General features: G+C 61.0%; 21 protein-coding genes. 7 read left to right on the forward strand and 14 right to left on the reverse strand.

The annotated features are described in order from the left end of the window. Positions 1-25: 25 nt before the first annotated feature. Complete coding sequence (locus tag ABF859_RS11120; RefSeq protein WP_415527844.1) at positions 26-865, reverse strand: putative hydro-lyase; 840 nt, start codon at positions 863-865, stop codon at positions 26-28. A 272-nt stretch (positions 866-1,137) separates the two neighbouring features. Here ABF859_RS11120 and ABF859_RS11125 point away from each other — a divergent pair, with 272 nt between their 5' ends. The 3 genes from ABF859_RS11125 (at position 1,138) to ABF859_RS11135 (ending at position 4,254) form a co-directional block, all read left to right on the forward strand. Beyond that, positions 1,138-2,394: an MFS transporter gene (locus tag ABF859_RS11125; RefSeq protein WP_415527846.1), complete on the forward strand. Its 1,257-nt coding sequence runs from the start codon at positions 1,138-1,140 to the stop codon at positions 2,392-2,394. A 55-nt stretch (positions 2,395-2,449) separates the two neighbouring features. After that, positions 2,450-3,103 (forward strand): DUF2848 domain-containing protein, encoded by a 654-nt coding sequence (locus ABF859_RS11130; RefSeq protein ID WP_415527847.1) that lies wholly within the window; start codon positions 2,450-2,452, stop codon positions 3,101-3,103. A gap of 206 nt (positions 3,104-3,309) precedes the next feature. Further along, positions 3,310-4,254: a hydroxyacid dehydrogenase gene (locus tag ABF859_RS11135; RefSeq protein WP_415527848.1), complete on the forward strand. Its 945-nt coding sequence runs from the start codon at positions 3,310-3,312 to the stop codon at positions 4,252-4,254. Positions 4,255-4,302: 48 nt separating this feature from the next. Here ABF859_RS11135 and ABF859_RS11140 read toward each other — a convergent pair whose 3' ends face one another. Both ABF859_RS11140 and ABF859_RS11145 read right to left on the reverse strand, forming a co-directional pair. Further along, positions 4,303-5,871 carry a hydantoinase B/oxoprolinase family protein gene (locus ABF859_RS11140; protein WP_415527849.1) on the reverse strand — a complete coding sequence of 523 codons (1,569 nt, stop codon included), beginning with the start codon at positions 5,869-5,871 and terminating at the stop codon, positions 4,303-4,305. Beyond that, entirely contained in the window at positions 5,871-7,961 is a 2,091-nt protein-coding gene (locus ABF859_RS11145; RefSeq protein WP_415527850.1) for a hydantoinase/oxoprolinase family protein, read from the reverse strand. The genes ABF859_RS11140 and ABF859_RS11145 overlap by 1 nt, the downstream gene beginning before the upstream one ends. 78 nt (positions 7,962-8,039) lie before the next feature. On the opposite strand from ABF859_RS11145, the gene ABF859_RS11150 reads away from it, so the two are divergent. Continuing rightward, positions 8,040-8,603 (forward strand): winged helix DNA-binding protein, encoded by a 564-nt coding sequence (locus ABF859_RS11150; protein WP_415527851.1) that lies wholly within the window; start codon positions 8,040-8,042, stop codon positions 8,601-8,603. 10 nt (positions 8,604-8,613) lie between these two features. Here the strand turns inward: ABF859_RS11150 and ABF859_RS11155 are convergent, their stop codons facing one another. Genes ABF859_RS11155 through ABF859_RS11190 form a run of 8 tightly spaced genes read right to left on the reverse strand, consistent with a single transcriptional unit; the run spans position 8,614 to position 17,043 of the window. Beyond that, positions 8,614-9,012: a hypothetical protein gene (locus tag ABF859_RS11155; protein WP_415527852.1), complete on the reverse strand. Its 399-nt coding sequence runs from the start codon at positions 9,010-9,012 to the stop codon at positions 8,614-8,616. Further along, positions 9,009-10,364: an acetyl-CoA carboxylase biotin carboxylase subunit gene (accC, locus tag ABF859_RS11160; protein WP_415527853.1), complete on the reverse strand. Its 1,356-nt coding sequence runs from the start codon at positions 10,362-10,364 to the stop codon at positions 9,009-9,011. The genes ABF859_RS11155 and accC overlap by 4 nt, the downstream gene beginning before the upstream one ends. After that, positions 10,357-10,809: an acetyl-CoA carboxylase biotin carboxyl carrier protein gene (locus ABF859_RS11165; RefSeq protein ID WP_415527854.1), complete on the reverse strand. Its 453-nt coding sequence runs from the start codon at positions 10,807-10,809 to the stop codon at positions 10,357-10,359. The genes accC and ABF859_RS11165 overlap by 8 nt, the downstream gene beginning before the upstream one ends. A 25-nt stretch (positions 10,810-10,834) precedes the next feature. Next, positions 10,835-11,596, reverse strand: a complete 762-nt coding sequence (locus tag ABF859_RS11170; RefSeq protein WP_415527855.1) for a LamB/YcsF family protein — start codon at positions 11,594-11,596, stop codon at positions 10,835-10,837. 53 nt (positions 11,597-11,649) lie between these two features. Beyond that, entirely contained in the window at positions 11,650-12,621 is a 972-nt protein-coding gene (locus ABF859_RS11175) for a biotin-dependent carboxyltransferase family protein (protein ID WP_415527856.1), read from the reverse strand. Continuing rightward, entirely contained in the window at positions 12,618-13,259 is a 642-nt protein-coding gene (gene pxpB, locus ABF859_RS11180) for a 5-oxoprolinase subunit PxpB (protein ID WP_415527857.1), read from the reverse strand. The genes ABF859_RS11175 and pxpB overlap by 4 nt, the downstream gene beginning before the upstream one ends. Next, on the reverse strand, positions 13,256-14,509 hold the full coding sequence (locus ABF859_RS11185) for an MFS transporter (protein ID WP_415527858.1): 1,254 nt from the start codon (positions 14,507-14,509) through the stop codon (positions 13,256-13,258). The genes pxpB and ABF859_RS11185 overlap by 4 nt, the downstream gene beginning before the upstream one ends. Positions 14,510-14,535: 26 nt before the next feature. Continuing rightward, entirely contained in the window at positions 14,536-17,043 is a 2,508-nt protein-coding gene (locus tag ABF859_RS11190) for a TonB-dependent receptor domain-containing protein (protein WP_415527859.1), read from the reverse strand. A gap of 252 nt (positions 17,044-17,295) precedes the next feature. Here ABF859_RS11190 and ABF859_RS11195 point away from each other — a divergent pair, with 252 nt between their 5' ends. After that, complete coding sequence (locus ABF859_RS11195; protein ID WP_415527860.1) at positions 17,296-18,186, forward strand: LysR family transcriptional regulator; 891 nt, start codon at positions 17,296-17,298, stop codon at positions 18,184-18,186. Positions 18,187-18,193: 7 nt separating this feature from the next. Here ABF859_RS11195 and ABF859_RS11200 read toward each other — a convergent pair whose 3' ends face one another. From ABF859_RS11200 to ABF859_RS11210, 3 genes are all read right to left on the reverse strand, one after another. Further along, complete coding sequence (locus ABF859_RS11200) at positions 18,194-19,522, reverse strand: CapA family protein (protein WP_415527861.1); 1,329 nt, start codon at positions 19,520-19,522, stop codon at positions 18,194-18,196. 135 nt (positions 19,523-19,657) lie between these two features. After that, positions 19,658-20,569, reverse strand: a complete 912-nt coding sequence (locus ABF859_RS11205; protein ID WP_415527862.1) for a LysR family transcriptional regulator — start codon at positions 20,567-20,569, stop codon at positions 19,658-19,660. Positions 20,570-20,610: 41 nt separating this feature from the next. Beyond that, positions 20,611-21,825: a M24 family metallopeptidase gene (locus tag ABF859_RS11210; protein ID WP_415527863.1), complete on the reverse strand. Its 1,215-nt coding sequence runs from the start codon at positions 21,823-21,825 to the stop codon at positions 20,611-20,613. A gap of 139 nt (positions 21,826-21,964) precedes the next feature. Between ABF859_RS11210 and ABF859_RS11215 the strand changes: the two genes are divergently transcribed. Both ABF859_RS11215 and ABF859_RS11220 read left to right on the forward strand, forming a co-directional pair. Continuing rightward, on the forward strand, positions 21,965-22,636 hold the full coding sequence (locus ABF859_RS11215; RefSeq protein WP_415527864.1) for a GntR family transcriptional regulator: 672 nt from the start codon (positions 21,965-21,967) through the stop codon (positions 22,634-22,636). A gap of 2 nt (positions 22,637-22,638) precedes the next feature. Then, positions 22,639-23,340 carry a type 1 glutamine amidotransferase gene (locus tag ABF859_RS11220; protein WP_415527865.1) on the forward strand — a complete coding sequence of 234 codons (702 nt, stop codon included), beginning with the start codon at positions 22,639-22,641 and terminating at the stop codon, positions 23,338-23,340. Positions 23,341-23,423 lie beyond the last annotated feature (83 nt).

Raw genomic sequence — 23,423 nt, forward strand, 5'->3', positions numbered from 1 at the left:
GAGCGGTTGGGAACGGGGAAAGAAATTATATTATTTCCCCGGAATATTCTTCTGTCAGATTCTTATAATCCGGAATCGGAATATCCGTCACGAGCATGGCGCCGGGGGCATGCGTAATGGCGAAGGGAAGGCAGCTTGCTTCCAGCACGGCCTGAGGCGTGACCCCGCAGGCCCAGAAGGCGGGCAGTTCATGAGGCCGGATTTCGGTTGGAGTGCCGTAATCCGGCTGGTGGATGTCGGTGATACCGATGTCTTCGGGGAAGCCGATCTGGATGGGGCCCCCATGCGCCAGTGGAATGCGGGAGCTGATTTCCGTGGCCTTGATGAGGTCTCTGGAGCGGAAGGGCCGCATCGAGACGACGACGGGACCCGAAAAGGGGCCGACGGGAGTACAGGCGATGTTCGTCCGGTACATGGAGACGCCCAGACCGGTCTCGAAGTGCCGCAGGGGGACGTGGCAGGCCATGAAGGCATTTTCGAAGGAAAAGGAACACCCCAGGGCAAAGACGACCAGATCGTCCTGCCAGCAGGAGACGATATCCGTTACTTCATCCGTCAATACGCCGTCTCGCCAGATCCGGTACAGTGGAAGGTCTGTTCTGATGTCGAGATTGCGACCCAGCGCCGCAGTATCGAATTCGCCGGGTTTCGATGTGCCGACAATCGGACACGGCTTGGGGTTGAGGCGACAGAATTCTGCGAAATCCCGGGCGTAGGCCTTCGGAAGAATGACCAGATTGGCCTGAATGAAGCCCGCTGCCATCCCTGCCGTGACAGTGCCGGCGCTGTTGGAACGGCACAGCGCACGGACCTCCTCGGGAGAGGAATGGAAAAAGGGAGGGACAGACAGAGAGGGCTCGGACATTGTTTGCTTCCTTTTCCGCAGATGACGGGGCAGATGCTGCGCAGTGGTTCCGGAAGGCTAACAGTCGTTCCGTTCAGTATTCAAATCATTAAAATAAATGTGGCTGTATAAATATCCGTTATGGACGGTTTTTATGCTCAAATCTTTTGACGGGGCTGCACCAGGATGTTCAGAGTGGCCGCTCCGGGATGGAACATCTCCGCTTTTGGATCTTGTATGCATATAGAAACAAATGGGTTTTCGGGCTCACCTGAGGCCGGATCTTTCGCAGCATGACGGCATCACCTGTCCGGCTTGCTCTGGGAAGTGCGATCGGCACCACGTTCGAATGGTATGATTTCATGGTTTACAACACGCTGGCGGCGCTCGTGTTCAACCATGTCTTTTTCCCGCAGGCGCTTCCCTGGATGGGAACGCTTCTGGCATTTTCGACCTATGCTGTCGGGTATGTTTCAAGGCCGCTGGGGAGTGTGATCTTCGGCTGGCTTGGGGACCGGACCGGTCGCCGCCATGTCCTGATGCTGACGCTGGCGCTGATGGGTCTGACAACGGGGCTGATTGCCCTGTTGCCCGGCTATGCCCGGCTTGGCGCGATCAGTCCTGTCATCCTTGTGCTGCTGCGGTTTTTTCAGGGGATCGCTCTTGGTGGTGAATGGGCCGGAGCGCTTCTGCTGACTGCGGAACAGAATACGGAAACGGCCATGGGCATGGGGGCGACGTGGTCCCAGCTTGGTCCCGGCCTTGGAACGGTCCTTTCGGCAGGGGTGATCTGGGGTGTGACCCGGTCCATGGATCCCGTGTCGTTTCAGGAATGGGGGTGGCGCATTCCGCTGTTTCTGAGCCTCCTTCTGCTGGCGGTGGGATGGTTTGTCAGATCTTCCCTTTCCGAAACGCCGCAGTTTGCCGAAAGACAGGCCCGGGGCGAAGTCCTTGCCAATCCGGTCGGGCAGGTTCTGCGCCATCATGGCCGTTCCCTGCTGATTGCCGCCAGTACCCGGCTCGGGCCGGATGTTCTCTATGCGCTTCTGACCGTCTTCAGCCTGACATATGTGACCCAGACCGGGGGGCAGTCACGGTCCGTGGCCCTGATGGCTGTTCTTGTAGGATCGGCCTGGGGTGTCGTCGTCACATTGCTGGCCGGACGGTTCAGTAATGCCTGGGGTGCGAAACGGATTTTTCTCGTGGGGACTGTTGCGGCCCTGCCTGCCGCATTCCTGTTCTTCTGGTTCGCGGGCACCCATCAGGCGGTGCTGCTCGGGCTGGGGATCTGTCTCGGACTGTCGGTTCATGCTGTCATGTACGCGGTTCAGGGCTCCCTCATCAGTCAGCAGTTTCCGGTCGAAGTCCGGTATTCCGGGTCCTCGATCGCCTATACATGTGGCAGCCTCGCTGGAGGAGGTGCCTTTGCGCCGCTGATCATGGTGACGCTGTTCCGGGCCACGCATCTCGAACTGTCCATATCGCTTTATGTCGTTGCCGCTCTCCTGATTTCAGGAACAGGGGCTTTTCTGGCCCGGGAGGCCCGCTGAATATGCCTGCCCCGGCGCCTGATTTTTCTCATTACTTCAGCAGGAACGTAAAATAATGGATATTCTTTATCCTGATCTGACAACGGTCAGGGAGATCATTGTCGCAGGGTGGGCTGGGCGTGATGCCGAAGATGTAAAACATCACATCGACGAACTGGCAGCGCTGGGCGTGTCCCCCCCTTCGGCCGTTCCGCTGTTTTACAGGGTGGGTCATGAAACCCTGAGTACCTCGTCCGTGATCGATGTGCTTGGCGGGCAGACCTCAGGCGAGGTCGAACCCGTCCTGCTCTGGACAGAGAACGGACTTCTCGTGGGGGTGGGGTCCGATCATACGGACCGTGAGGCCGAGGCTTACAGCATAGCGCTTTCCAAGCAGGTCTGCCCCAAGGTTGCGGGCCTGGCGTTCTGGCGTTTCGAAGACGTCGCATCCCGCTGGGACCAGCTTGTCCTGCGCTCGTTCACCGCAGGGCGGGAGCCGTATCAGCAGGGGGCTACTGCCTCTCTGCTCAATCCGCTTGATCTGGTGTCGTGCTGGGAAGAGCGGGAGGGCCGGATATTCGGTGCCGGCTGCATGATGTTCTGCGGAACCGTTCCCACACTGAATGGCATTGCTCCGGCAGAGAGTCTGACTGTCGAACTGCATGACCCGCAGACAGGGAGTTCTCTGTCGCATCACTATGTGGTCCGGGAACTCCCTGTGGTCGTGTGATCCCCGGCTTCCGTCACTCGGATCAGGGCTCATGACCGGAACCGGTGCGGGGTTTCCTTCCTGGAAGGAAGGGATTTATCCCTTTCTTCTTCCGGGCCTCCATTCAAACGATCAGCCTGATTAAAGGGCCGTTTTTGCATGGACAATAGGGACCTGTATGTCATCATCCTGTCAGTTTCGTTCTTTGACCGTGGAAAACCAGTGATATGAGCCTGTGTTTCATTACACAAAAGATTCATCCCGATGCCGTAATTTGTCTGAACGATGCGGGGATTAGAACCTGCTATGCCACGGCCCCCACGATGGAAGCCGTTATCCGTGAGGTTGGTGATGCCGATGCGGTCATCACACGCGATTTGGGTTTCAGTGAAGAGGCGCTGGATGCCGCACCGAACCTGAAAATCATTTCCTGTCATGGTTCGGGAACAAACCGGATTGCCAAGGCTGTGGCAGCGGAGCGGGGGGTTCTGGTTACGAATGCTCCCAACACCAACAGCCGATCCGTTGCGGAAATGACCATCGGGCTTCTGCTGGCGGTGGTGCGGCGGATCTGCGCGGCGGATCGTGCGGTGCGGGAGGGGAACTGGGAGTTCCGTTATACGGGTACAGGCATGGAACTGCATACGCGGACGCTCGGGCTGGTGGGGTTCGGAGCCATTGCACGGCATGTCGCGCAGATTGCGGGGCAAGGGCTGGGCATGCAGGTCATGGCCTGGTCTCCCAGTGTTCCTGCGGATGTTTTTGAGGCTGCGGGCGTGACGCGGGCGGAAAGTCTGGATGATCTTCTGCTTGCGTCCGATGTCCTTTCCCTGCACCGTCCGGCGCAGGGGAGCGGTCGTCCCACGATTGACGCTTCGGCTCTGTCGCGCCTGAAGCAGGGGGCGATCTTGATCAATACCAGTCGTGGTGGGGAAGTGGACGGTCCTGCGCTGGCGGAGGCTCTGGAGGCGGGGCATCTGGGCGGGGCGGGACTGGATGTGATGTCGCCAGAGCCTCCGCTGCCGGATGATCCGCTGCTTCGCGCTCCGAATGTGGTTCTGACGCCGCATATCGGTGCGACGACGGAACAGGCTCTGCGGCGCATGGCGATGCTGTGCGCGTCACAGGTTCAGGATGCTCTGGCGGGGCGTGTGCCGCCGCACTGTCTCTGAACGGTTGAGTTCCGCGCCCTTCCGTTTTGGGAAGGGCGCGGTGCGGTTTCAGACTGCGCCCAGTCCGCCGCCACCCGGCGTCATGAGGACGAGAACATCGTCCGGCTTCAGGACCTGAAGGCCCTTGCCGGCGAGCTTCCGGCCGAATGCGGTTTCGACACGGCCTGCGGCACCGTCCTGTCCGCCCAGTGCGCCACGGGCCGGGTGATCGACGCGGTCGAATGCTGCCAGCAGTTCGAACGGCTGCTTCTGGGTTGTGCCGATCCGCATGATCTGCCCGTCGCCGCCTTTGGTCTGGCCCAGACCACCGCTGTTTTCACGGAGTTCCTTCTTCCAGAAAATGAGCGGGCACTGGATTTCCGCGATTTCAATCGGGGTGCCGTGCACGCCGGATGGAAAGGCCGTGGCGGACAGGCCGTTCAGTCCGGGACGTGCGCCGGTGCCGCCATTCGTCGTGATGGCCAGGGCGTAGGTCTGGGATGTGTCCGATCCTTTGGGGAACCACTGGCCACGGACGGCAATGTTCCACAGGCAGGATGTGCCTTCCGCCGGGACCCTGTCGGGAAGGGGCGTGCGCAGGCATCCGAACACCATGTCCGGCAGCATCTGTCCGATGACATGGCGGGAAGAGACGGGGGCGGGGCGGGGGGCGTTCAGGACGGATCCTTCCGGCGCCTCGACATGATAGGGCGCGAGCGAGCCTGCGTTATTGGGGACATCGGGCGAGATCGCGCAGGCCAGTCCGAAGACCGTGTAGGCCCGCGTATAGGCCATCGGGACGTTGATCCCGCGACCGACCGTGGGCGGGGAGCCGTCATAGCTGACGCTGACACGGCCTTCGCTGACGGTAAGCTTTGCCTTGAGCGTCAGGGGGGCATTATAGCCGTCGATCGTCATCTCATGGGACCATGTGCCCTGTGGGAGGGCTGCAATCTTGTCCAGGACGGCCTGTCGGGAGCGTTCGATGATGAAATCGGCCAGCGGGTCGAGGGTGTCGAGCCGGAACTCGTCCATCATGTCGCACAGTGCGCGCACACCGACATCGTTGCAGGCCGCCAGCGAATAGGTATCGCCTTCCGTGTCCACCGGCAGGCGGGTGTTGGCGCGGATCATGGCCATCAGCGTTTCGTTGACCTGTCCCTGATCGATCAGTTTCAGCATGGGGATCGACAGACCTTCCATGAAAACGTCTGTCGCTTCCGGTCCGTTGCCCAGTCCGCCGATATCCATCAGATGGCTGGTGCAGGAAAACAGCCCGACCAGACGGCCCTTGTGGAATGCCGGGGTGGTGATGACGAAATCGTTGAGATGCCCTGTTCCCATCCACGGGTCATTCGTGATGTAGGCGTCGCCTTCCTTCATGGTCGAGATCGGGAAGTGGCGCAGGAAATGGCCGACGGACTCCGCCATGGAATTGACGTGGCCGGGTGTGCCCGTCACGGCCTGCGCGATCATGCGACCCTTCAGGTCGAAGATGCCGGCCGAAATGTCCTCGCATTCGCGGACGATGGGGCTGAAGGCCGTGCGGATCAGCACCTGGGCCTGTTCGCCGACGACGGCGATCAGGCGGTTCCACATGATCTGGAAATCGATTTCCTTATGGGAGTGTGTGCTCATCAGACGGCGTCCTTCATGTCCAGAATGATGTTGCCGCTACCGTCCAGATGGGCGTTGTAGCGGGAGGAAACGTAGGTTGTGGTTTCTTTTTCGGCGATCAGGGCCGGGCCGGAAATGCGGCTGCCCGGTCCCATATCCGTGCGTTCATAAACCGGCAGATCGACATGAGTGCCGGTTGCACCGTCGAACAGCTTGCGGATGTCGCCGGATTTTGCGTCGTGCAGGGCCGGGGCGGCCTTGAAGGGCGGATATTTCTGCGGCGTGGTGGACACGCTGACGGACCAGTTGAGGATCTCGACCGCGGCGTGCGGGATGACGCGGGAGAACTGCCGGGCATATTCGGCCTCGAAGGCGGTTCTGAGCGCGGAGAGGTGGTTGGTGCTGATGGCGCCTTCGGGGAGGGTGACGATGATTTCGTGACCCTGGCCGACATAGCGCATGAAGGCGCTGCGCCGGATGTGAAGCGTTTCCGTCCGGGCATCGTCCTGGACCATGCCGTGTGCGGCCTGCGTCATGTCGTCCAGCAGGGCCGAGACTTCTTCCGAATTGAAGCTGTCGTCCAGCCGCATCGGGAAGGACCGCACCAGTTCGAACGAGACCGGTGCTGCGAGAAAGCCCACGGCCGAGCCGACACCGGCGTTTGACGGGATGACGAGGCGCTGGATGCCGAGTTTTTCCGCAACGCGCGCTGCGTGAAGCGGGGCCGCGCCACCGAAGGCGATCATGGTGTGGTCGCCGATGACGGCGCCGCGTTCGGCGGCATGCACGCGGGCGGCGCTGGCCATGTTTTCGCAGACGATTTCATAGACGGCGTGGGCAGACATTTCCGCTGACAGGCCCAGAGGAGTGCCGATATCCGTCAGCAGTGCTTCGGCTGAGCGGTCCGGCTGGAGCTGGATGCTGCCGCCTGCGAAGTTTTCCGGACGGATCAGGCCGAGCATTACGTCCGCGTCCGTGACCGCGGGGCGCTTGCCACCGAGCCCGTAACAGGCTGGTCCGGGGACGGAGGAGGCGCTTTCCGGCCCGACGACGACGCGTTTCATGGCGTCCAGATGGGCGATGGAGCCGCCACCGGCGCCGATCTCGACCATTTCGATCACGGGGATCCGCAGGGGCAGGCCGGACCCTTTCATGAAGCGGGCCGTGCGGTCCACTTCGAAGACACGGGAGGAGGCGGGTTCTCCGTCTTCGATCAGGCAGACCTTGGCGGTCGTGCCGCCCATGTCGAAGGACAGGACGCGGTTCTCGCCCAGACGTTCGGCGCATTGGGCGGCGAAGATCGCACCGCCCGCCGGGCCGGATTCCACCAGCCGGACCGGGAACTGCCGGGCTGTTTCCAGCGCGGTCAGACCGCCCCCGGACGTGACGAGATACAGCGCGCCCTGAAAGCCCTTTGCATTGAGGGCTTCGCGCAGGCGGCCCAGATAGCCCGCCATCAGGGGCTGGACATAGGCATTCGCGACGGTGGTCGAGGTGCGTTCGTATTCCCGGATTTCGGGGCAGACGTCGCTCGAGATGGAAATGGTGATGTCCGGCATGGCCTCCTGAAGGAGGGTCTGGACACGGCGTTCATGGGCCGGGTTGGCGTAGGCGTGAAGGAAGGCAACAGCGATGCTTTCGACGCCAGCGTCGCGAAGCCGGGGCACGAGCGCCAGAACGGCGGCTTCATCAAGCGGAAGCTGCACGGTGCCGCGGGCATCCATCCGTTCGGGAACGGTGAAGCGCAGGTCCCGGGGGACGAGCGGGCTGGGCTTCTGCAGCATCAGGTCATACTGGTTGAAGCGGCTTTCCGTGCCGATTTCCAGAATGTCCCGGAATCCCTGCGTTCCGATGAGGGCCGTGCGCGCGCCCCGGCGTTCGATGATGGCGTTGGTTGCAAGGGTCGTGCCATGCACGAAGACCGTCACGTCGGGGAACTGGAGGCCCGCGTCCTGGATCACGAGGCCGATGCCATTCATGACGCCCTGTTCGGGCGCGCTGGGTGTTGTGAGGACCTTGCGCGTCAGACGGCCCTGCGGGGTCTGTAGAACCACGTCTGTGAATGTGCCACCGATATCAGCGGCGAGACGGATTTGTGTACTGTCGACCATGCCCATGTTTTCCGTATCGGGTTAGAGTATCGTGGAACGCCCCGGGAGGGCGCGGACTGAAGGGGAGTGAGAAGGACCATGAAGGACGGGAAAGGCGGGAGCCCGCCGCCGGTCATGCCGGCTGTGGCGGATATGGAACGGGCCTTCATCGTGTCTTCGTCCCATCTGGCGGTGCCGGGGAATGAAGACCTCAGTGAATTCGAGTTTGCCCTGACGGTCGTGAACCATGCGTTTCATCGCTGGATGTCGCGTGGCATGGCGGCGGCGGGGCTGCCGGATCTTTCGGCGCTCGACACGCTCATTCTTCACAGCGTCAATCACCGGAACCGGGAAAAGAGCATTTCGGATCTGATGTTCACCCTGAACCTGTCCGAACGGCATTACCTGAACTACGCGATGAAGAAGCTGGAGGAGCATGGGCTGATCCAGCGTCAGCGGCGTGGCAAGGAAGTGTGCGTCAGCACCACGCAGAAGGGGCGGGAAACCTGCATGGAGTACGCGCGCCTGCGCCGGATCTGCCTGCTGGAGCATATTCCGCAGAACCGGGAGGTCGGTGACGTCACCATTGCCGAAGTGGCCAAGGCGCTGCGTGTCCTGACGGGCTTTTACGAACAGGCGTCCCGCTCGGCCGCGTCCCTCTGACAGCACCGTCTCAGCCATCAGGGTGAAGCCGGAAGAGGACGGCATGGTAGCCCACGGGCCTGCCGTCCTCGGTCAGTGCCGGGCCGAGGGTGCCGTCCGCCGTGGCCGTGACAGGAAGGCGCAGGACGCCTGTTTCTACAAAGCCGATGATGTCACCGGGGCGGACGCTTTGCCCCTCCTGCATGCCATTTCCGCGGAACACGCCCATTTCCGGGCTGAGAACAGGGACGTCCTCAACCGGTGCCGGAGCAGCAGCAGTTGTGGGTTGGGGCGTCTGACACGGGCTTGATGCAATCGTGAGGGCTAGTGCGCCCGTGTCATGGTTCCAGGAGAGGTGACGGACATCGTGGTGCCGCATCCTCTCAACCAGTTTCGGAAGGTCGTTCAGAAGGTCTTCAAGAAAAGTCATGGGGCGGACTTTCGCATGAGGGCTTCGAGATAGTGCACGCTGACGCTGCCTTCGCGCACGCCGGGCTCGTTCATCAGGCGCAGATGCAGGGGCGTGGTCGTGGCGATGCCGGTGATCTGCATTTCGGAGAGGGCGGCGTGCATGCGGTTGAGGGCATCCGTGCGGTCCGTTCCGTGAACGATCAGCTTGGCGATCAGGGAATCGTAGTTCGGGGGCACGACGTAGCCGTCATACAGATGGGTATCGACGCGTACGCCGGGGCCGCCGGGCGCGCGCCAGTTCAGGACCTTGCCGGGGGCGGGGCGGAAGCTTTCGGGGTCTTCGGCGTTGATGCGGCACTCGATGGCGTGGCCTTGCGTGCGGATATCGGCCTGGGTGAAGGAGAGGGGCTGTCCCATTGCGATGAGGAGCTGTTCGCGCACGATGTCGATGCCGGTCGTCATTTCCGTGACGGGGTGTTCGACCTGAAGGCGGGTGTTCATTTCGATGAAGGAAAATGCGCCGTCTTCGTACAGGAACTCGAACGTGCCCGCGCCGGTATAGCCCATCAGGGTGCAGGCCTTCGCACAGCGTTCGCCCAGTTCGGCGATGGCCTGCGGATCGATGCCGATGGCGGGGGCTTCCTCGATCAGCTTCTGGTGGCGGCGCTGGATGGAGCAGTCCCTTGCGCCGAGCCAGACGGCATTGCCCTGCCGGTCGGCCAGGACCTGGATCTCGATATGGCGGGGATGCTGGAGGAAGCGCTCGGCATAGACGGACGGGTTGCCGAAGGCGCGGCCGGCTTCTTCCCGGGCCGTTTCAATGGCATCGCGCAGATCCGCCGCTGTCATGACCACGCGCATGCCGCGTCCACCGCCGCCGCCCGCTGCCTTGACGATCAGCGGGTAGCCGATGGCATCGCAGATCGTCTGTGCTTCGGAGAGGTCTGTGGGCAGGGCATCTTCCGTACCGGGAAGGCAGGGGACGCCTGAGCGGCGCATCTGCTGCTTGGCGCTGATCTTGTCGCCCATCAGGCGCATGATGGCGGCTGTCGGGCCTGCCAGTGTGCGGCCGGACTGTTCCACGGCTTCGGCGAAATCGGCGTTTTCGGACAGGAAGCCGTAGCCGGGATGGATGATGTCGGCATTCGTGAGTTCGGCGGCGCGCAGGACGCGGGCGGCGTCCAGATAGCTGTGCGAGGCGGCCGCCGGACCGATGCAGATCGTTTCGTCAACGAGGCGCAGATGCGCCAGGCTGGCATCGGCTTCGGAATGGATGCCGATGCTGTGCAGGCCGAGCAGGCGGCAGGCCCGCGTGATGCGCAGGGCGATTTCACCACGATTGGCGATCAGGACGCGGCGGGGCTCACGCATCGAGCGGCTCCACGGTGAACAGGGGCGTTCCGGGGGAGACGGCGTCTGCGTTTGTGGCCAGGACAGCGACGATGCGGCAGGGGAACTCGGCCTCGATGCGGGAGAGCGTCTTCATGACTTCGAGGATGTAGAGCGGCTGCCCTTCCGCCACGATGTCGCCCGGCTTGACGAAAGGGGGGGCATCGGGGGCTGGCGAGGCATAGAACTGGCCGTGCATCGGGGCTTCGATCGTCGTCTCGGCACTGGATGGGGCCGGGGCTGTTTCGGTCGCCGGAAGCGAGGGGGCTGCGACTGTCGCAGAAGTGCCGGTCGCCTGCGGGCTGCTGTTCTGTTCCCCGCGGACCAGACGGATATGTTCGCCGTCGCGGGAATAGTCGAGTTCGGTAATGCCCAGGGCCTGCATCCGGGCCATCAGGGCATCGAGGGTCTTGAGATCGGGGATCATGGGGCGGTCCGTCTTCCGGTCTGCTTCAGGTCAGGGCGCGCAGGGCAATGCCGGCGGCTTCGAAGCCCGAGCGCACCTTGCGGGCAACCTCGACCGATTCCGCGTTGTCGCCATGGACGCAGATCGTATCGATGCGTGTGGGCAGCATTTTTCCGGAGATGGTCTCGATGGCGCCGTTCTGGACCATCCGGACGGCGCGGGCGGCTGCGAAATCGGCGTCATGCAGGACGGCGCCCGGCTCCTTGCGGGAGACGAGATGGCCGTCTTCCGTATAGGCGCGGTCCGCGAAAATTTCCGAAAACACGGTCAGGCCCCGCTCGCGACCGATGCGCTCAAGGTGGCTCAGGGCGATGGCCATGATGGGGAGGTTCGGGTCCACGGCCTTGACGGCATTGACGATGGCTTCGGCAACGGCGGGATCGCGTTCCGTCAGATTGCCCAGCGCGCCGTGGGTTTTCATGTAGGTCATGCGGTGGCCCGAATAGGTGGCGAGGGCCTGTGCCGCGCCCATCTGGTAGGCCACGATCCGTTCGATCTGTGCAGGCGTGAAAGGCATGACGCGGCGTCCGAAGCCCCACAGGTCGGGGAAGCCGGGATGGGAGCCGACAGAGACGCCTTTTTCGCGCGCGATGCGGAAGGTTTCGGCCATGACTTCCGGGTCGCCGCCGTGAAAGCCGCAGGCGACGTTGGCGGAGGTTACGATGTCCAGCATCGCGCTGTCATTGCCCATCGTGTAATGGCCGAAGCTCTCGCCCAGATCGGCGTTCAGGTCGATTGTCTTGGTCATGGTGTCAGAACTCCCGGATTTGAAAACAGGGACATGAAAAACAGGATGGGGCATCAGAAAACGAGTTGCGTGCGGAGCTTCGAAATCTCCGCGGCCAGTGTCCGCAGGTCCGAGGCATCCTGACGGATGGCCTGAACCGCATCGTCGCGCGTGATTTCCCGGAAATGGACCGGGGCTCCGACGACGGTCTGGGACAGCAGGCGCAGGTCAGGCTCGATGACGGTGGCGATCTTGGGGTAACCGCCGCAGGTATTGGCATCCATCATCTGGATGATGGGCTGTCCCGCAGGTGGAACCTGTACCGTCCCGGGCAGGATGCCGTGGGAAAACAGGTTGAGCCTGCGCGTTAGTGCCAGTGTTTCCTGTCCTTCCAGACGGTATCCCATCCGGTTGGCGCTGGGCGTCAGGGTCCAGGGGGCTGTCTGGAAAGTCTTCAGGCTTTCGGGCGTGAAGACGTCATGCTCGGCGGCGGGGAGGACGCGGATATGTGTCCCCTCGGCCGGGGGAAGCGGACAGGGGCGGGAGAGGCCGTATCCTGCGGCGGGCAGGCGGATGCTGGCGGCAGGGAGACAGGAGAGCCGGTCGCCTTTGAGGAGTGCGCGGCCCTTCAGGCCGCCGAAGCTGCCTTTCAGGTCCGTTGAGCGGGCGCCCAGAACGCTGGGAACGTCCAGACCGCCATGGACCGTCAGGTAGCTTCTGGCGCCCTGGCGGGGAGCCCGGATGGTCAGTGTCTGTCCGGGACGGGCGGTGATGGCCCAGTCGCGGGGGAGTTGCAGGTCATCCAGCGTGACGGGGCAGTCGGCCCCGGTGACGGCGAAGGCGGTTTCGGTGTGGAAGCGGACGCGGAAGGGAAAGAACACGATCTCGATCCCCGCGGCATCCACCGGATTGCCGAGAAGCAGATTGCCGTGGCTCAGCGCCAGACGGTCCATGGCGCCGCCCTGGGCCACGCCCATGGCCATTGCATGGCGTCGGCCGAAGTCCTGGACGGTGTTGAGGGAGGAACCTGTCAGGATTTCGATCATGAAGCCCTCACGAAACGGACGGTGTCACCCAGCCGCAGGAGGCCGGGTTCGGGGCGGAAGGCGTCAAAGAGGCGGAGATCCGTCCGGCCGAGGATATGCCAGCCCGAGGGTGAGGTGCACGGCATTATTCCGGCATGGCCGCCGCCGATAACGACTGCCCCTTCCTCCACCCGCAGGCGGGGGGAGTCCCGGCGCGGAATGGCCAGACGGGGATCAAGCCCCGTCAGGTAGACGAAGCCGGCCATGGCGCCGATGGCGGCCACGCTGTAACGGCCGGCCATGTGGGCTTGGATGGTTTCTTCTTCCGTCAGGTTGGCGAAGCGGGCCACGAGAGCCAGATCCTCGCCGAACGCGCCGCCATAGACGACGGGGACCACGATCTCGCGGGACGGGATCTCTTCGGCCGAGGCCTGGGTCCAGACATCGCGCAGGATGGCTTCCATGGCGGATGGATCGGTTTCGGCGGCATCGAACATGACGAGAAGGTTGTTCACGCCCGGGATGGTCTGGGTAACTTCCGGCCGCGTGTTCAGTGCGCGACTGCTGGCCCAGATGCGGCGTTGTGTCATGTCGTTGAAAGGGCCGTCGGCGGCATCCAGAAGAAGGCCGCCCGCGCCTGCCATGTGAATGCGGGTCATGGGGTGTGATCCGGCTGGCGGCGACCATGGAACGGGCGCCGGGGAAGGAGGGCCGCGGCGAGGGCGCCGCACAGGATGATAAGGCCCGTAATGTAGAAGACGCCGTGGAAATTGCCTGTGGCTTCCAGCAGATAGCCTGTCATGACGGGGGCCAGGATGCCGAGGCCGTTGGAGAATGTCAGGGTCAGGCCGGTGACGGAGCCGAGGATTTCGTCTTCCACCAGAAGGTCGGCCAGAAGGGCCATGTTGGCGCCGGTTCCAGCCGCCATGAAGGCCATGGAGATGGCGAGGAGCGGGATGATGGTTCCGGCGCTGCTGCACAGGGGCAGAAAGCCCATGGAGGATGCCAGCACGAGATACAGGCATACGACCTTGCGGCGGCCGCCCAGAGAAAGGTTGGACCGGCGGACGAGCGTTTCGCCGATTTTTCCAGCCGTGATCGAGAGGATGGCTGCGCCGATATAGCAGTAGGCCGTGTAGACTCCGGACTGCGCGATGCCGAGATGCAGCGTCTGGCGCATGATGATCGGAAGCCAGGACATCAGCAGGAAGTTTGCATAATTCGCGCAGCACTGGGCAATCACGATGCCCCAGAAGGCCGGGGAGCGGAACAGGGTCGGCACGCAAATCAGGGCAAAGGGTGTGGCATTTGTGCTTTGTGCCGGGCGGGGATGGGTCAGGAGCCAGACGACGGACCAGACCAGTCCCAGTGCGCCAAGGAGCGAGAATGCGGGGCGCCATCCATAATGGGCGATGAGCCATCCGCCCGAGGCGGCGCCGCAGGCCAGTCCGATGGGGATGCCGCAGATGAACGCCGTCATCATGAGGCCGCGTTCATGCAGGGGCGCCCAGGCACGGACAACCTTGTTGCCAAGAGCGAAGGTTGGGGTTTCTCCGATCCCCAGCAGGATGCGGGTGGCGATGAATGCAGGGACAGTGGTGGTCACGCTGCCGAGGATCATGGCGATCGACCACAAAGCGACCGCTGCCGCACCGATGATGCGGACCCCGAAACGGTCTAGAAGGATCGCGCCGGGGAGATTGAGAATGAAGTAGGACCAGAGGAAGCTGGACAGGACCCAGCCTGTTTCACCTGGCGTGAGGGCGAATTCATGGGCGATCTGGGGCATGCCCACGGAAAGGGCAGCCCGGTCTCCGTAGCAGATCACGCACATGGCAATGGTCAGGGCGTATATGACGAACCGGAAAGGCCGGCGCTCTTCGGGAACGGTCTGGGAAAATGTCTGCAAGAAACTGCGCCTTTTTCCGCTAATTCTTAGAAGGTCAGCCCGGTCTGGACGTAATACATTCCGCCGTTGAAGCCATAAGGCGAGTAGTAGGCGTATTTGTATTCATTGAAGAGCGGTGCGGCCGTCGCCTTGGGAACGCGGGTCGGGTATTTGTTGCCCAGGTTGTTTGCGCCCACGGTGACGCTCCATTTCGGCAGGATCTTGTAGCTGACGGACATGTTGGTCAGGAACGCCGGGCGCTGCTCCATCGGGGCCGCCGTGGGGCTGGCGAGGAAGATGATGGAGCCGTAGCGCTGTTCCTGCACCATGACGTTCCACTTGCCGTAGTTCCAGTTAACCGTGAGGTTCTCGCGGTTCTTGGGGGCGGAGTGCAGAAGCATCTGTTCGGCGTAGGTATTGAACGTGGAGAGGCCCATGTTGGCCAGAACGGCCGGCGTTTTGTTGCGGCTGCGGATTTCGTTGTCGGAGTAGTTGAACGTGAAATCGAAGCGGAATGTCCCTGCCCGTTTGGTGTGCAGCGTATAATTGGTGTCGACGTCGCCGCCATAGGTCTGGGTGTTGACGGGGTTCGTGTAATACGAAGCGTAGGTGACGTTGTTCAGACCCGAGGCGGCGAGAATGTCGGCGACGCCTGCGCCGCCAAGGGTGGTGGTGCTGGCCAGACGGTCATTGATCGCGATGTAATAAAGATTGGCCGTGACGTTCCAGTCCTTAAGAGGGGTCGCGTCAATGCCGATGCTGTAGTTGCGGGAATATTCACCCTTGATGTGGCCGGCCCCGAGGGCCTTGGCGGCGTTACTGCTGTTGGGGAGCTGGTCCACGGCATAGTTGGCGAAAGGCGCGTTGTAGAAATAATAGGTCTGGCCCAGCGTTGGCGGACGGTAGCCGGTATTGATGCTGGCGCGGATCGCCCAGTGCTTGTTGAAGTTGTATCGCGTCCCGATTGATCCGGTTGTGACGGTGGCGAGGTGGCTGTAGCTCGTGGCGCGGCCGCCGAGGGACCATTCCCATTTTTTCGTGACGTAGAAATCCAGATTGACGTTGCCGTCATAGATGTCGCGGCCACGGTTGGTGACGGCCAGTGGGACGTTACCCGCATGGTCCGTCGCGCCGAGACCGATCCAGGAGGCTTCTTCACCGCCCGTCATCTGGAAGGTGTCGCGCCGGTATTCTCCGCCGAAACGCAGGGCGATCGGCTTGGGAAGCCACGATGTATGAAAGAAACGGGAGCCGCGCAGGCCGGTTGAAATCTCAGAGGTTATGGTCTTGCCGTCATAGAAATCGCGCGGGCTGGCATCGCCGAGAGACATGTTGTTGCTGTCGAGCGTCGAGTAGGCCTGATCATCACGTCCGTAATTGACATAGGCATCCCAGGCGAAACCGAATTTGTGCGCCTTGATGCCATTGTCTGTTTCGAAATCGTACTGGTCCATGCCGATATAGGGCTGGGCGCCGTTGGGCCAGAGATTGATGTTGGTCAGGCTGTTTCCGGCGCTGCGATAGGTCTCGGCCACATGGGCCTTGCGATGGCTGAAGGTCGATGTGCTGTAGAGATTGAGATTTTCTCCGAGCGGGACCGACATGTTTTCGCTGAGGGTTTCCAGTGTCGATTTCGGGATACCCAGACCGCGCTGTACGTCACGGCTGGCCGTTTCGTTGCGGGAATCACCAACGGGATAGAGCTGCCCGACGAAGAGGCCGCTGCGGTTGGTGGGAAGCTGGTGGGTGACCTGCGCGGCAAGATCGAGATAGCCGCCGCTTTTGCCAAGTGCTGTGGCCCAATCCGCATAACCGTTCAGCGCCTGTCCGTCGCCGGCGTAGAAGCCGCTGTTCTGGAAGTTGATGGAGCCGCCATGGGTTCTCTGTTTGAGAACGATATTGACTGCACCTGCGAGGGCATCCTGACCATAGAGTGCCGATGCGCCTTCGGTAATGACTTCGATATGGTCAATGGCCGAAATCGGGATCAGGGAAATATCTGTCGGCTCTGTGCCCCAGTTCGGACCGGCATTGGCGTTGAAGTTCGCGCCGATATGGCGGCGATGTCCGTTGACGAGGATCAGCGTATCATCGGCCGACTGTCCGCGGAGCTGCATGGTCTGGATGAAGCCGCTGTTGCCAACGCCGGACTGGGGCGGAGAGGTAATGGACGCGGAGGCCTGGGCGAGCGCCTGCATGACGTTTGTCTGGCCAGTGGCCAGGAGCTGGCTGCCCGAAACGACCGTGACCTGTGTGGTGCTGTGGACGGGGGTCGATGTGGTCATCACGGACTGTCCGGTGGGCGCTGTGCCCGTGACGCGCATTTCTTCCGGTCCGGATCTCGAAATGATTGACGTCCGGCGGGCGGCGGGGGCCTGCCGGACCGGGGTTGCTTTCGCTGGTGATGCCACGGAATGCCGGTGAGGCTTCGCGGAGGAGTGTGTGGGCGTTTTTGCCAGAGCGCTCGAACCCAGCGCAGGCGGGTAGAGTGATACGAGCGTACTTAAGGCTGCGCCGCACATCAGGAAAGCCTTGGGTCCAAAACACTTGCTCATGGGCATCCCCTTTGCCTGCCGGGAACGGCACGGCAGATCGTGTTATATGCTTTTCATGAGCAAATCACACATATAACGGAACGACAACTAAAATGTTGCCTTGTGGGAACGGAGTCGGGATTCCCATGGACAGGGCCCTGTTTCAGCGCTGGAGCGGGTTTCTTTCCTTCCGGATTTTGAAGAAGCGGATTGAATGGCAAAAAAAAATGTCAGATAATCTTATTGAGAGAAAACTTTTATGTCTGTTCAGTCATGATCTCGGAACTCAGAACATTCGTCGTTGCCGCACAGACGGAAAGTTTTGCCGCGACCGCCAAGGCCGTTGGTCTGACCCAGTCAGCGATCAGCGCCCAGATCCGCCGACTGGAAGAAGAACTCGGCTATGATCTCTTTGAACGTTCGGGGCGGTCCGTGACGCTGACGGCGGCGGGGAGCCGCATTCTGTGTCAGGTGGAGGATATTCTTGCGTCCTATGGAGCGCTTCGGGAGGGAGGGCGAGTCAGGGCGGAGAATGCGTTGCTGAGGATCGGGGCGATTTCCACTGTTCAGACCAGTCTCCTCGCTCCGGCGATTGCAAGGCTGCATCTGGAGCTTCCGGATCTGAAGGTGCGGATTGTTCCGGGTGTTTCGATGGGGCTTCTGGATCGTCTGGACGCGGGGGAACTGGATGCTGCGCTGATCGTGTGTCCGCCTTTTGGGTTGATGCCTCATATGCACTGGCATCCCATCGTGAGACAGGATTATGTCATGGTGGTGCCGGCGCATCTTGAAGGGGAAGACTGGCGTCAGATTCTGGAGACGCAGCCTTTTATCCGATATGACAGCCGGTCTTTCGGGGGGCGTGCGCTGGACCGTTTTCTGAAGGCTCAGGGGATTTCTCCGCATCAGGTGATCGAAACGGAAGATCTCCATACGATCCTGCAGATGGTCGCCAACACTATGGGCTGCACGATCATTCCTTATATCTTTGCGGTCAGTGTCGTTCCGAATATCCGTGTGCTACCTCTGGGAGAGCAGGGGATTTCACGCGAAGTGGGGGTCATGACGCTGCGCGGTCGGAGGGTGGAAGGGCTGGAAGCGCTCATCCGTTATCTGGACGAGGCTTCGCGGGACAATGCACCGCCCCGGCCCCGAACACCCTGAGGCAAGATCAGGAATCCATCTGCCACAGAAGAACAGGGGCTTCGCGGGTTCCGCCCATTCTGAGCATGGTTCCAAAAGGCGCTGAGAGGGCTGCGAATTTTTCCAGGATCTGCCGGCCTTCTTCTCCCTGCGCCAGAGAAGGCACTCCGCGTACATGCGCGGCCAGGCCGAGACTGAGGGTGATCGGATGGATTTCCAGGCTCTCCAGTTTTCCGTTCTGGTAAATGCCGATCGGCATGATCGTCTCCCAGAAGCGTGCTTCGGCGGGAAAGCCCTTGGCATCGTTGTTGCTCCGGGCCTTGTAGAGCTGGTGAGGCGTCAGGTCCGGGCTGACGCGGTTCGCCATGTAGGACTCCACCGGAAGGCGTTCCACGAGTTCATTCTGGCCGATGAAATTGCCCAGACTGTAGAAAATGGGCTTTCCGTTATGGATTTCCATGCCGCGGAGCAGGTGTGGACCGTGGCAGGCGACAATATCGGCACCGGCATCAACGGCCTGACGGGCTGCAGTGACGAGGAAATCGGCCGGGATTTCAACGTCAAGCTGACCTTCATTATTGTAGCCGCTTTCATGGGCGTGGATGCTCAGGATCACGGTGTCGGAAACCATCCGGGCTTCGGCGATCCAGCGGCTGATGGCTTCGAGATCTGTTGCATTTGGCGTGGTGACGACTTTCGTTTCGTCACCTTCCCGGAAATTGAGGTTTTCAAAGGCGAGGACGCCTTCGGACGCGGGGAAGGCAAAACCAAGCTGGATCTTGTCGTCCTTGACGCGCTGTAGCCCAAGTTTTCGATAAATATTTCGCAGAGAGGCCATTTCGTCTGCAGAAACATGATGCATGGTGCTGTAGCGAAGCGGGTTAATGCCGGGGCGCCCCTGCATCACGGTAGTCTGCGCGGCTGCTTCCTGTCCCCTGGCGAAGGTGGAGGTACAGGAGAGCATGGCGACTGTGCCGGTCGGGTGGGTGAAATAGGTCGGGCGGCGTGCATCTTCCAGATGGGTGCCGATGCCGGCGTAGCGCAGTCTGCGGCTGTTCAGTTCGTCCAGCGTCTTGCGCAGGCCCGAGATGCTGTAATCCAGCGAGTGGTTGGTGGCGGCGGCGAAAAGATCAAAGCCGGCTACACTCAGTTCATCCAGCACCCAGGAGGATGCCCCGAAATGGGTTCCTCCCATGTCCAGCGCCGGATCGCCCACAAAGTCGTTCGGAACCAGTTCAAGATTGGTGAACGAGATGTCGCAGGCCCGGATCATGTCGAAAAGTGGAGAAATTCTGGGATCAGTCCGGCTGTTGAGTTGCCGAAAGAGAATACTGTCACCTGTCAGGCAGATTTTCATCAAAACAGTCCGGGAAAGCAGTTATTTTTGAAAGAAGAGGCTTTGTGGAAGTATGGTTATAGAAGATTGATGCCCTGTCCAGTTGTGGGGTGCTTGTTAATATGATGGTTTTATCATTTTCTTCATATGTAAAAATCATGTTTCCTGTTTTTGTCTTTCGGGTTTTCCTTCTGGGGGCGGCGGGAGTGGCGTCTGCAGGATTTCCATCAGGCGATTGACCAGCCGTCGTCGCGGTGAATTGCGCTGGATGAGAAAACCGAGATTTCGGCATGGAGCCGGAGCAGGGAGCGGAATTTTCCGGAGGTGGAGTCCCGCAGGCCAGGGAAGGGCCCAGTCTGGGACGAGGGAAACGCCTGTTCCCTGATGTACGATGATGGCGATGGCGTCGAGGGAGTCAAGTTCGAGACGTTCATGGGGCCAGATCCCAGATTTTCGCAGATATTCATCGGCAAGGCGGCCGCCCCACTGGTTGCGGTCATAGCGGATGAAAGGGTGGTTTCGGAGGATTTCGTCAGGGTCCGTTGCGGACAGGTTGCCAGGCGCCAGTACGATCAGTGGTTCGGAGCGCAGGGTCTGCCAGACACAGGTTTTGGGAATATCAAAAGGGGGTTCGACGATGAAGGCGGCATCGATATTGCCCTCCAGAACCGCATTGTGCAGGCCGGATGAGGATCCGGGCGTGATATGCAGTTCAATGTCGGGAAAACATTCGAAAAAACGTTTGAGATAGGGCGGCAGGAGGCCGTTTGCGGCGCTGGATATGGCGCCGATCTGAAGTTTTCCAACCGGCGTATCGCTGGTGGCGATGGCGCAGAGGTCGCGCACGCTCCTTATGATTGCGCGGCTCTGTTCGATGATGGCCAGACCCTGTTCGGTAGGGCGGACGTTGCGTCCGTCGCGCTGCACGATGGGGCAGCCTATTTCGTCTTCCAGCGTGCGGATGCGCTGGGCGACGCTGGCAGGTGTGAGGCGGAGCTGTCGGGCCGCGGCAGCCAGTGACCCCTGTTCGATGACGATCAGGAAGCTTTCGAGGAAGCGGGTGTCCATGAGCGGTTCTCCGAAGGGGCTGTCAGAACGGGCGGCTGTGGTCAGAGCCTGTGTAAAACGGGGCGGATGCGGCTGAGTCTTTCCGGTTCTCCATCCTGGATGACGAAGGTCTCACCGACACCGGCGGCCAGGCCGCTTTCGGCGTCTCCCAGCATGATGTGAACGAACAGGACCATCCCTTTTTCGAGCAGAAGAGGGTTACCGGAATAGATCATGGGAGGTGCGTCCATCCATGAGGGGCGGAATGTTGCCCCCAGTGAATATCCGCAGGCTGAAAATCGTGCACGTTCATAGCCGAAGTGATCAAGCGTGCTGCGATGGATGTCATCCAGTCGGCCGATCGGTTCGCCGGGGCGGGCGGCCTGAAGAACTTTTTCAAGAGCTTCGACCGTGGCTGCATGCATGTGCTCCTGCTTCGCAGGGACCGTCCCGATCGTTACGGTATGTTCCGTGCAGACATTGTAGCGGCGGTAGGAGGCTGCCAGCTCAAGGACGATTTGGTCCATGTCTTCCAACTGGCGCGCGCTTCCGAAGCCCCGTCCGTAGATCGCGCGCGGGCCCGTGTTGACCATCGGGCCTGCGGCGGGCATGTCTCCGCCCCCATCCAGCATGGCGCTGACACCGGCTGCCGTGACTGAACTGTCCAGCACGCCCGGTCTCGCCGACCGGATCATGGCCTCGACCGCATCATCGGCCAGTCTCGCCGAACGCCGGATCAGCCTGAGTTCCGCTTCGGATTTGATCAGCCGCTGCTCTCGCACAATGGCGGAACCGTCTTCCAAGATAAACCGGCTGCCGAGAGTCGTGCGCATGCTTTCCCAGTTGAACCCCGTCAGGCCATAGGTGGCCAGTTCCACGCCGAGGCGTTCGCCTTCAAGGCCCAGATCCCTGAGGATTGTGGCGAGTTCCGCAGCCGGATTGGCATCGTTCGCATTGTACCAGATATGGATGTCTTCGTAGAGAGAGGCGCGAAGGGCCTGGCTCTGGTCCGGTCTGCGGGTCAGGAGGGCCACGGCTTTTCCCTCTGCGGTAATGATGCCGCACTGGAAGAACACATAGCCCGCAGTGTCGAAGCCCGTCAGGTAGAGATGGCTTTCCTGTGCGAAGACCAGAAGGGCCGAAAGACCGGAGTCCCGAAGCTTCCGTCCCGTCCTTTCCAGTCTTGTACGGTATTCGTTTTCGGGAAAGGTCAGGGAAACCGTTCTGCCGGAATCCGTTTTCCCGGAATGGCCCAGCGATGTGTCGGATGCGAACATACGGGAATCTCCCAAAATTTCCGTCAGGATTTTCAAAACGAATCCGGAAAGAAACAGAACCGTTTCTTTTATCTGGACTTAGCATTGGGACTCTGCTGGGATGCAAGTGGAATACCACTGAAATGCCGGTAAAATCGTCATGTCATCCACAATTCTGGATCTTTCTGCGGATGGGGTGTCCGTTTCTCTGACGGAACTCGCATACCAGAAGCTTCGCACCTACCTTCTGGAGGGCGCGATTCCGGCGGGAACGCTGATTGCGGAACGGCGCTTGGCCGAACAGATGGGTCTTTCCAGGACACCAGTGCGTGATGCCCTGAGTCGGCTTGAGGGGGAAAGATTCCTTTCCCGTAACGGTCGGATGCTGTTTGTTGCCACGATTTCAGTGAAGGAAATCATTGACATCCTTTCGATCAGGCGACTGCTTGAAAGCGATGCAGCGCGACTTGCGGCCCGGAACATGCCGCTCGCAAAAGTGGCTGAACTTCGTCAGGAAATCGAAGCGATGATGGTCAGCGGCCATGTCTCAGATGAAGAGCACTGGTGTGCGGATGACCACCTGCATATTGGTCTGGCGGATGCTTCGGGCAATCACGAACTCAGCAGGATCATTGATCTCCTGCGCAAGCGCACGCGGATGTTCGGCATGACGCGTATCCCCAGCCGCTTTGATGCTGGGATCCGGGAGCATCTCGATATTCTGGAAGCTGTGGCTGCGCGGGACGGTGATCGGGCGGCTGAACTGATGCGGGTGCATCTGGACGCAGCGCGGGATGCCATCATCAGAGCCCTGCAGGGAGGGACGGTCTGACTATGGCGCGTAAAAAGCTGCTGTTTCTGGGGAATGGAAAGGCGCGTATCTCGTCTGCGCGACTGGATCTGCGCTTCGTCTCTCAGGGACTGGAGGTCGAGACTTTCTGGGCCTACGGTAATGAATTTCCCGAAAATCTCGATGGATATTCTGGGATTTTCCTCTCTGGAAGTCCGCATGGGGCCTATGAGGATGTGCCCTTCATTCATCGGGAACACGAGTTGATCCGTGATGCGGCGGAACGCCGGATTCCGATGCTGGGAATCTGCTTCGGTCATCAGATTCTTGCATCGGCCCTGTGCGGACGGGATCAGGTCTTCCGGCGTGAGCAGTGTGAGGTCGGCTATAAGTGGCTTGAGGTGACATCCAAGGCTCATGCCGATCCGGTCTGCTCCCATCTGGGGGCGAAGATGCACATGTTCGTCTGGCATAATGACGAAGTGCATGCGGATCATCCCGACATGCGCATTCTCGCATCCTCCGATCTGTGTCCGAACCAGGTCTGGCGATATCGGGATCTGCCTGTATGGGGGATTCAGGGGCATCCCGAGATTACTCTTGAGACGGCAAAGGACTGGTTCGAGGCTAGTCGCGCGCGTCTTGAGCATGATGGCGCCAATCTTGGCGAACTGATGCGGGCTGCCAGTGAGGCGGAGGATGCCAAGACGATCCTAGACCGTTTTGCAGGGTTGTGTCGCCAGTGAGACGGTGTTTCCTCCTGATCGTCACGTTTGTGGCGGCGTTCTGTCTGACTTCGTCAGGGCGGGCGGGGGAGATCGTGTTTGCA

The organism is Gluconobacter sp. (genome assembly GCF_047722525.1).
Classification (GTDB): domain Bacteria; phylum Pseudomonadota; class Alphaproteobacteria; order Acetobacterales; family Acetobacteraceae; genus Gluconobacter.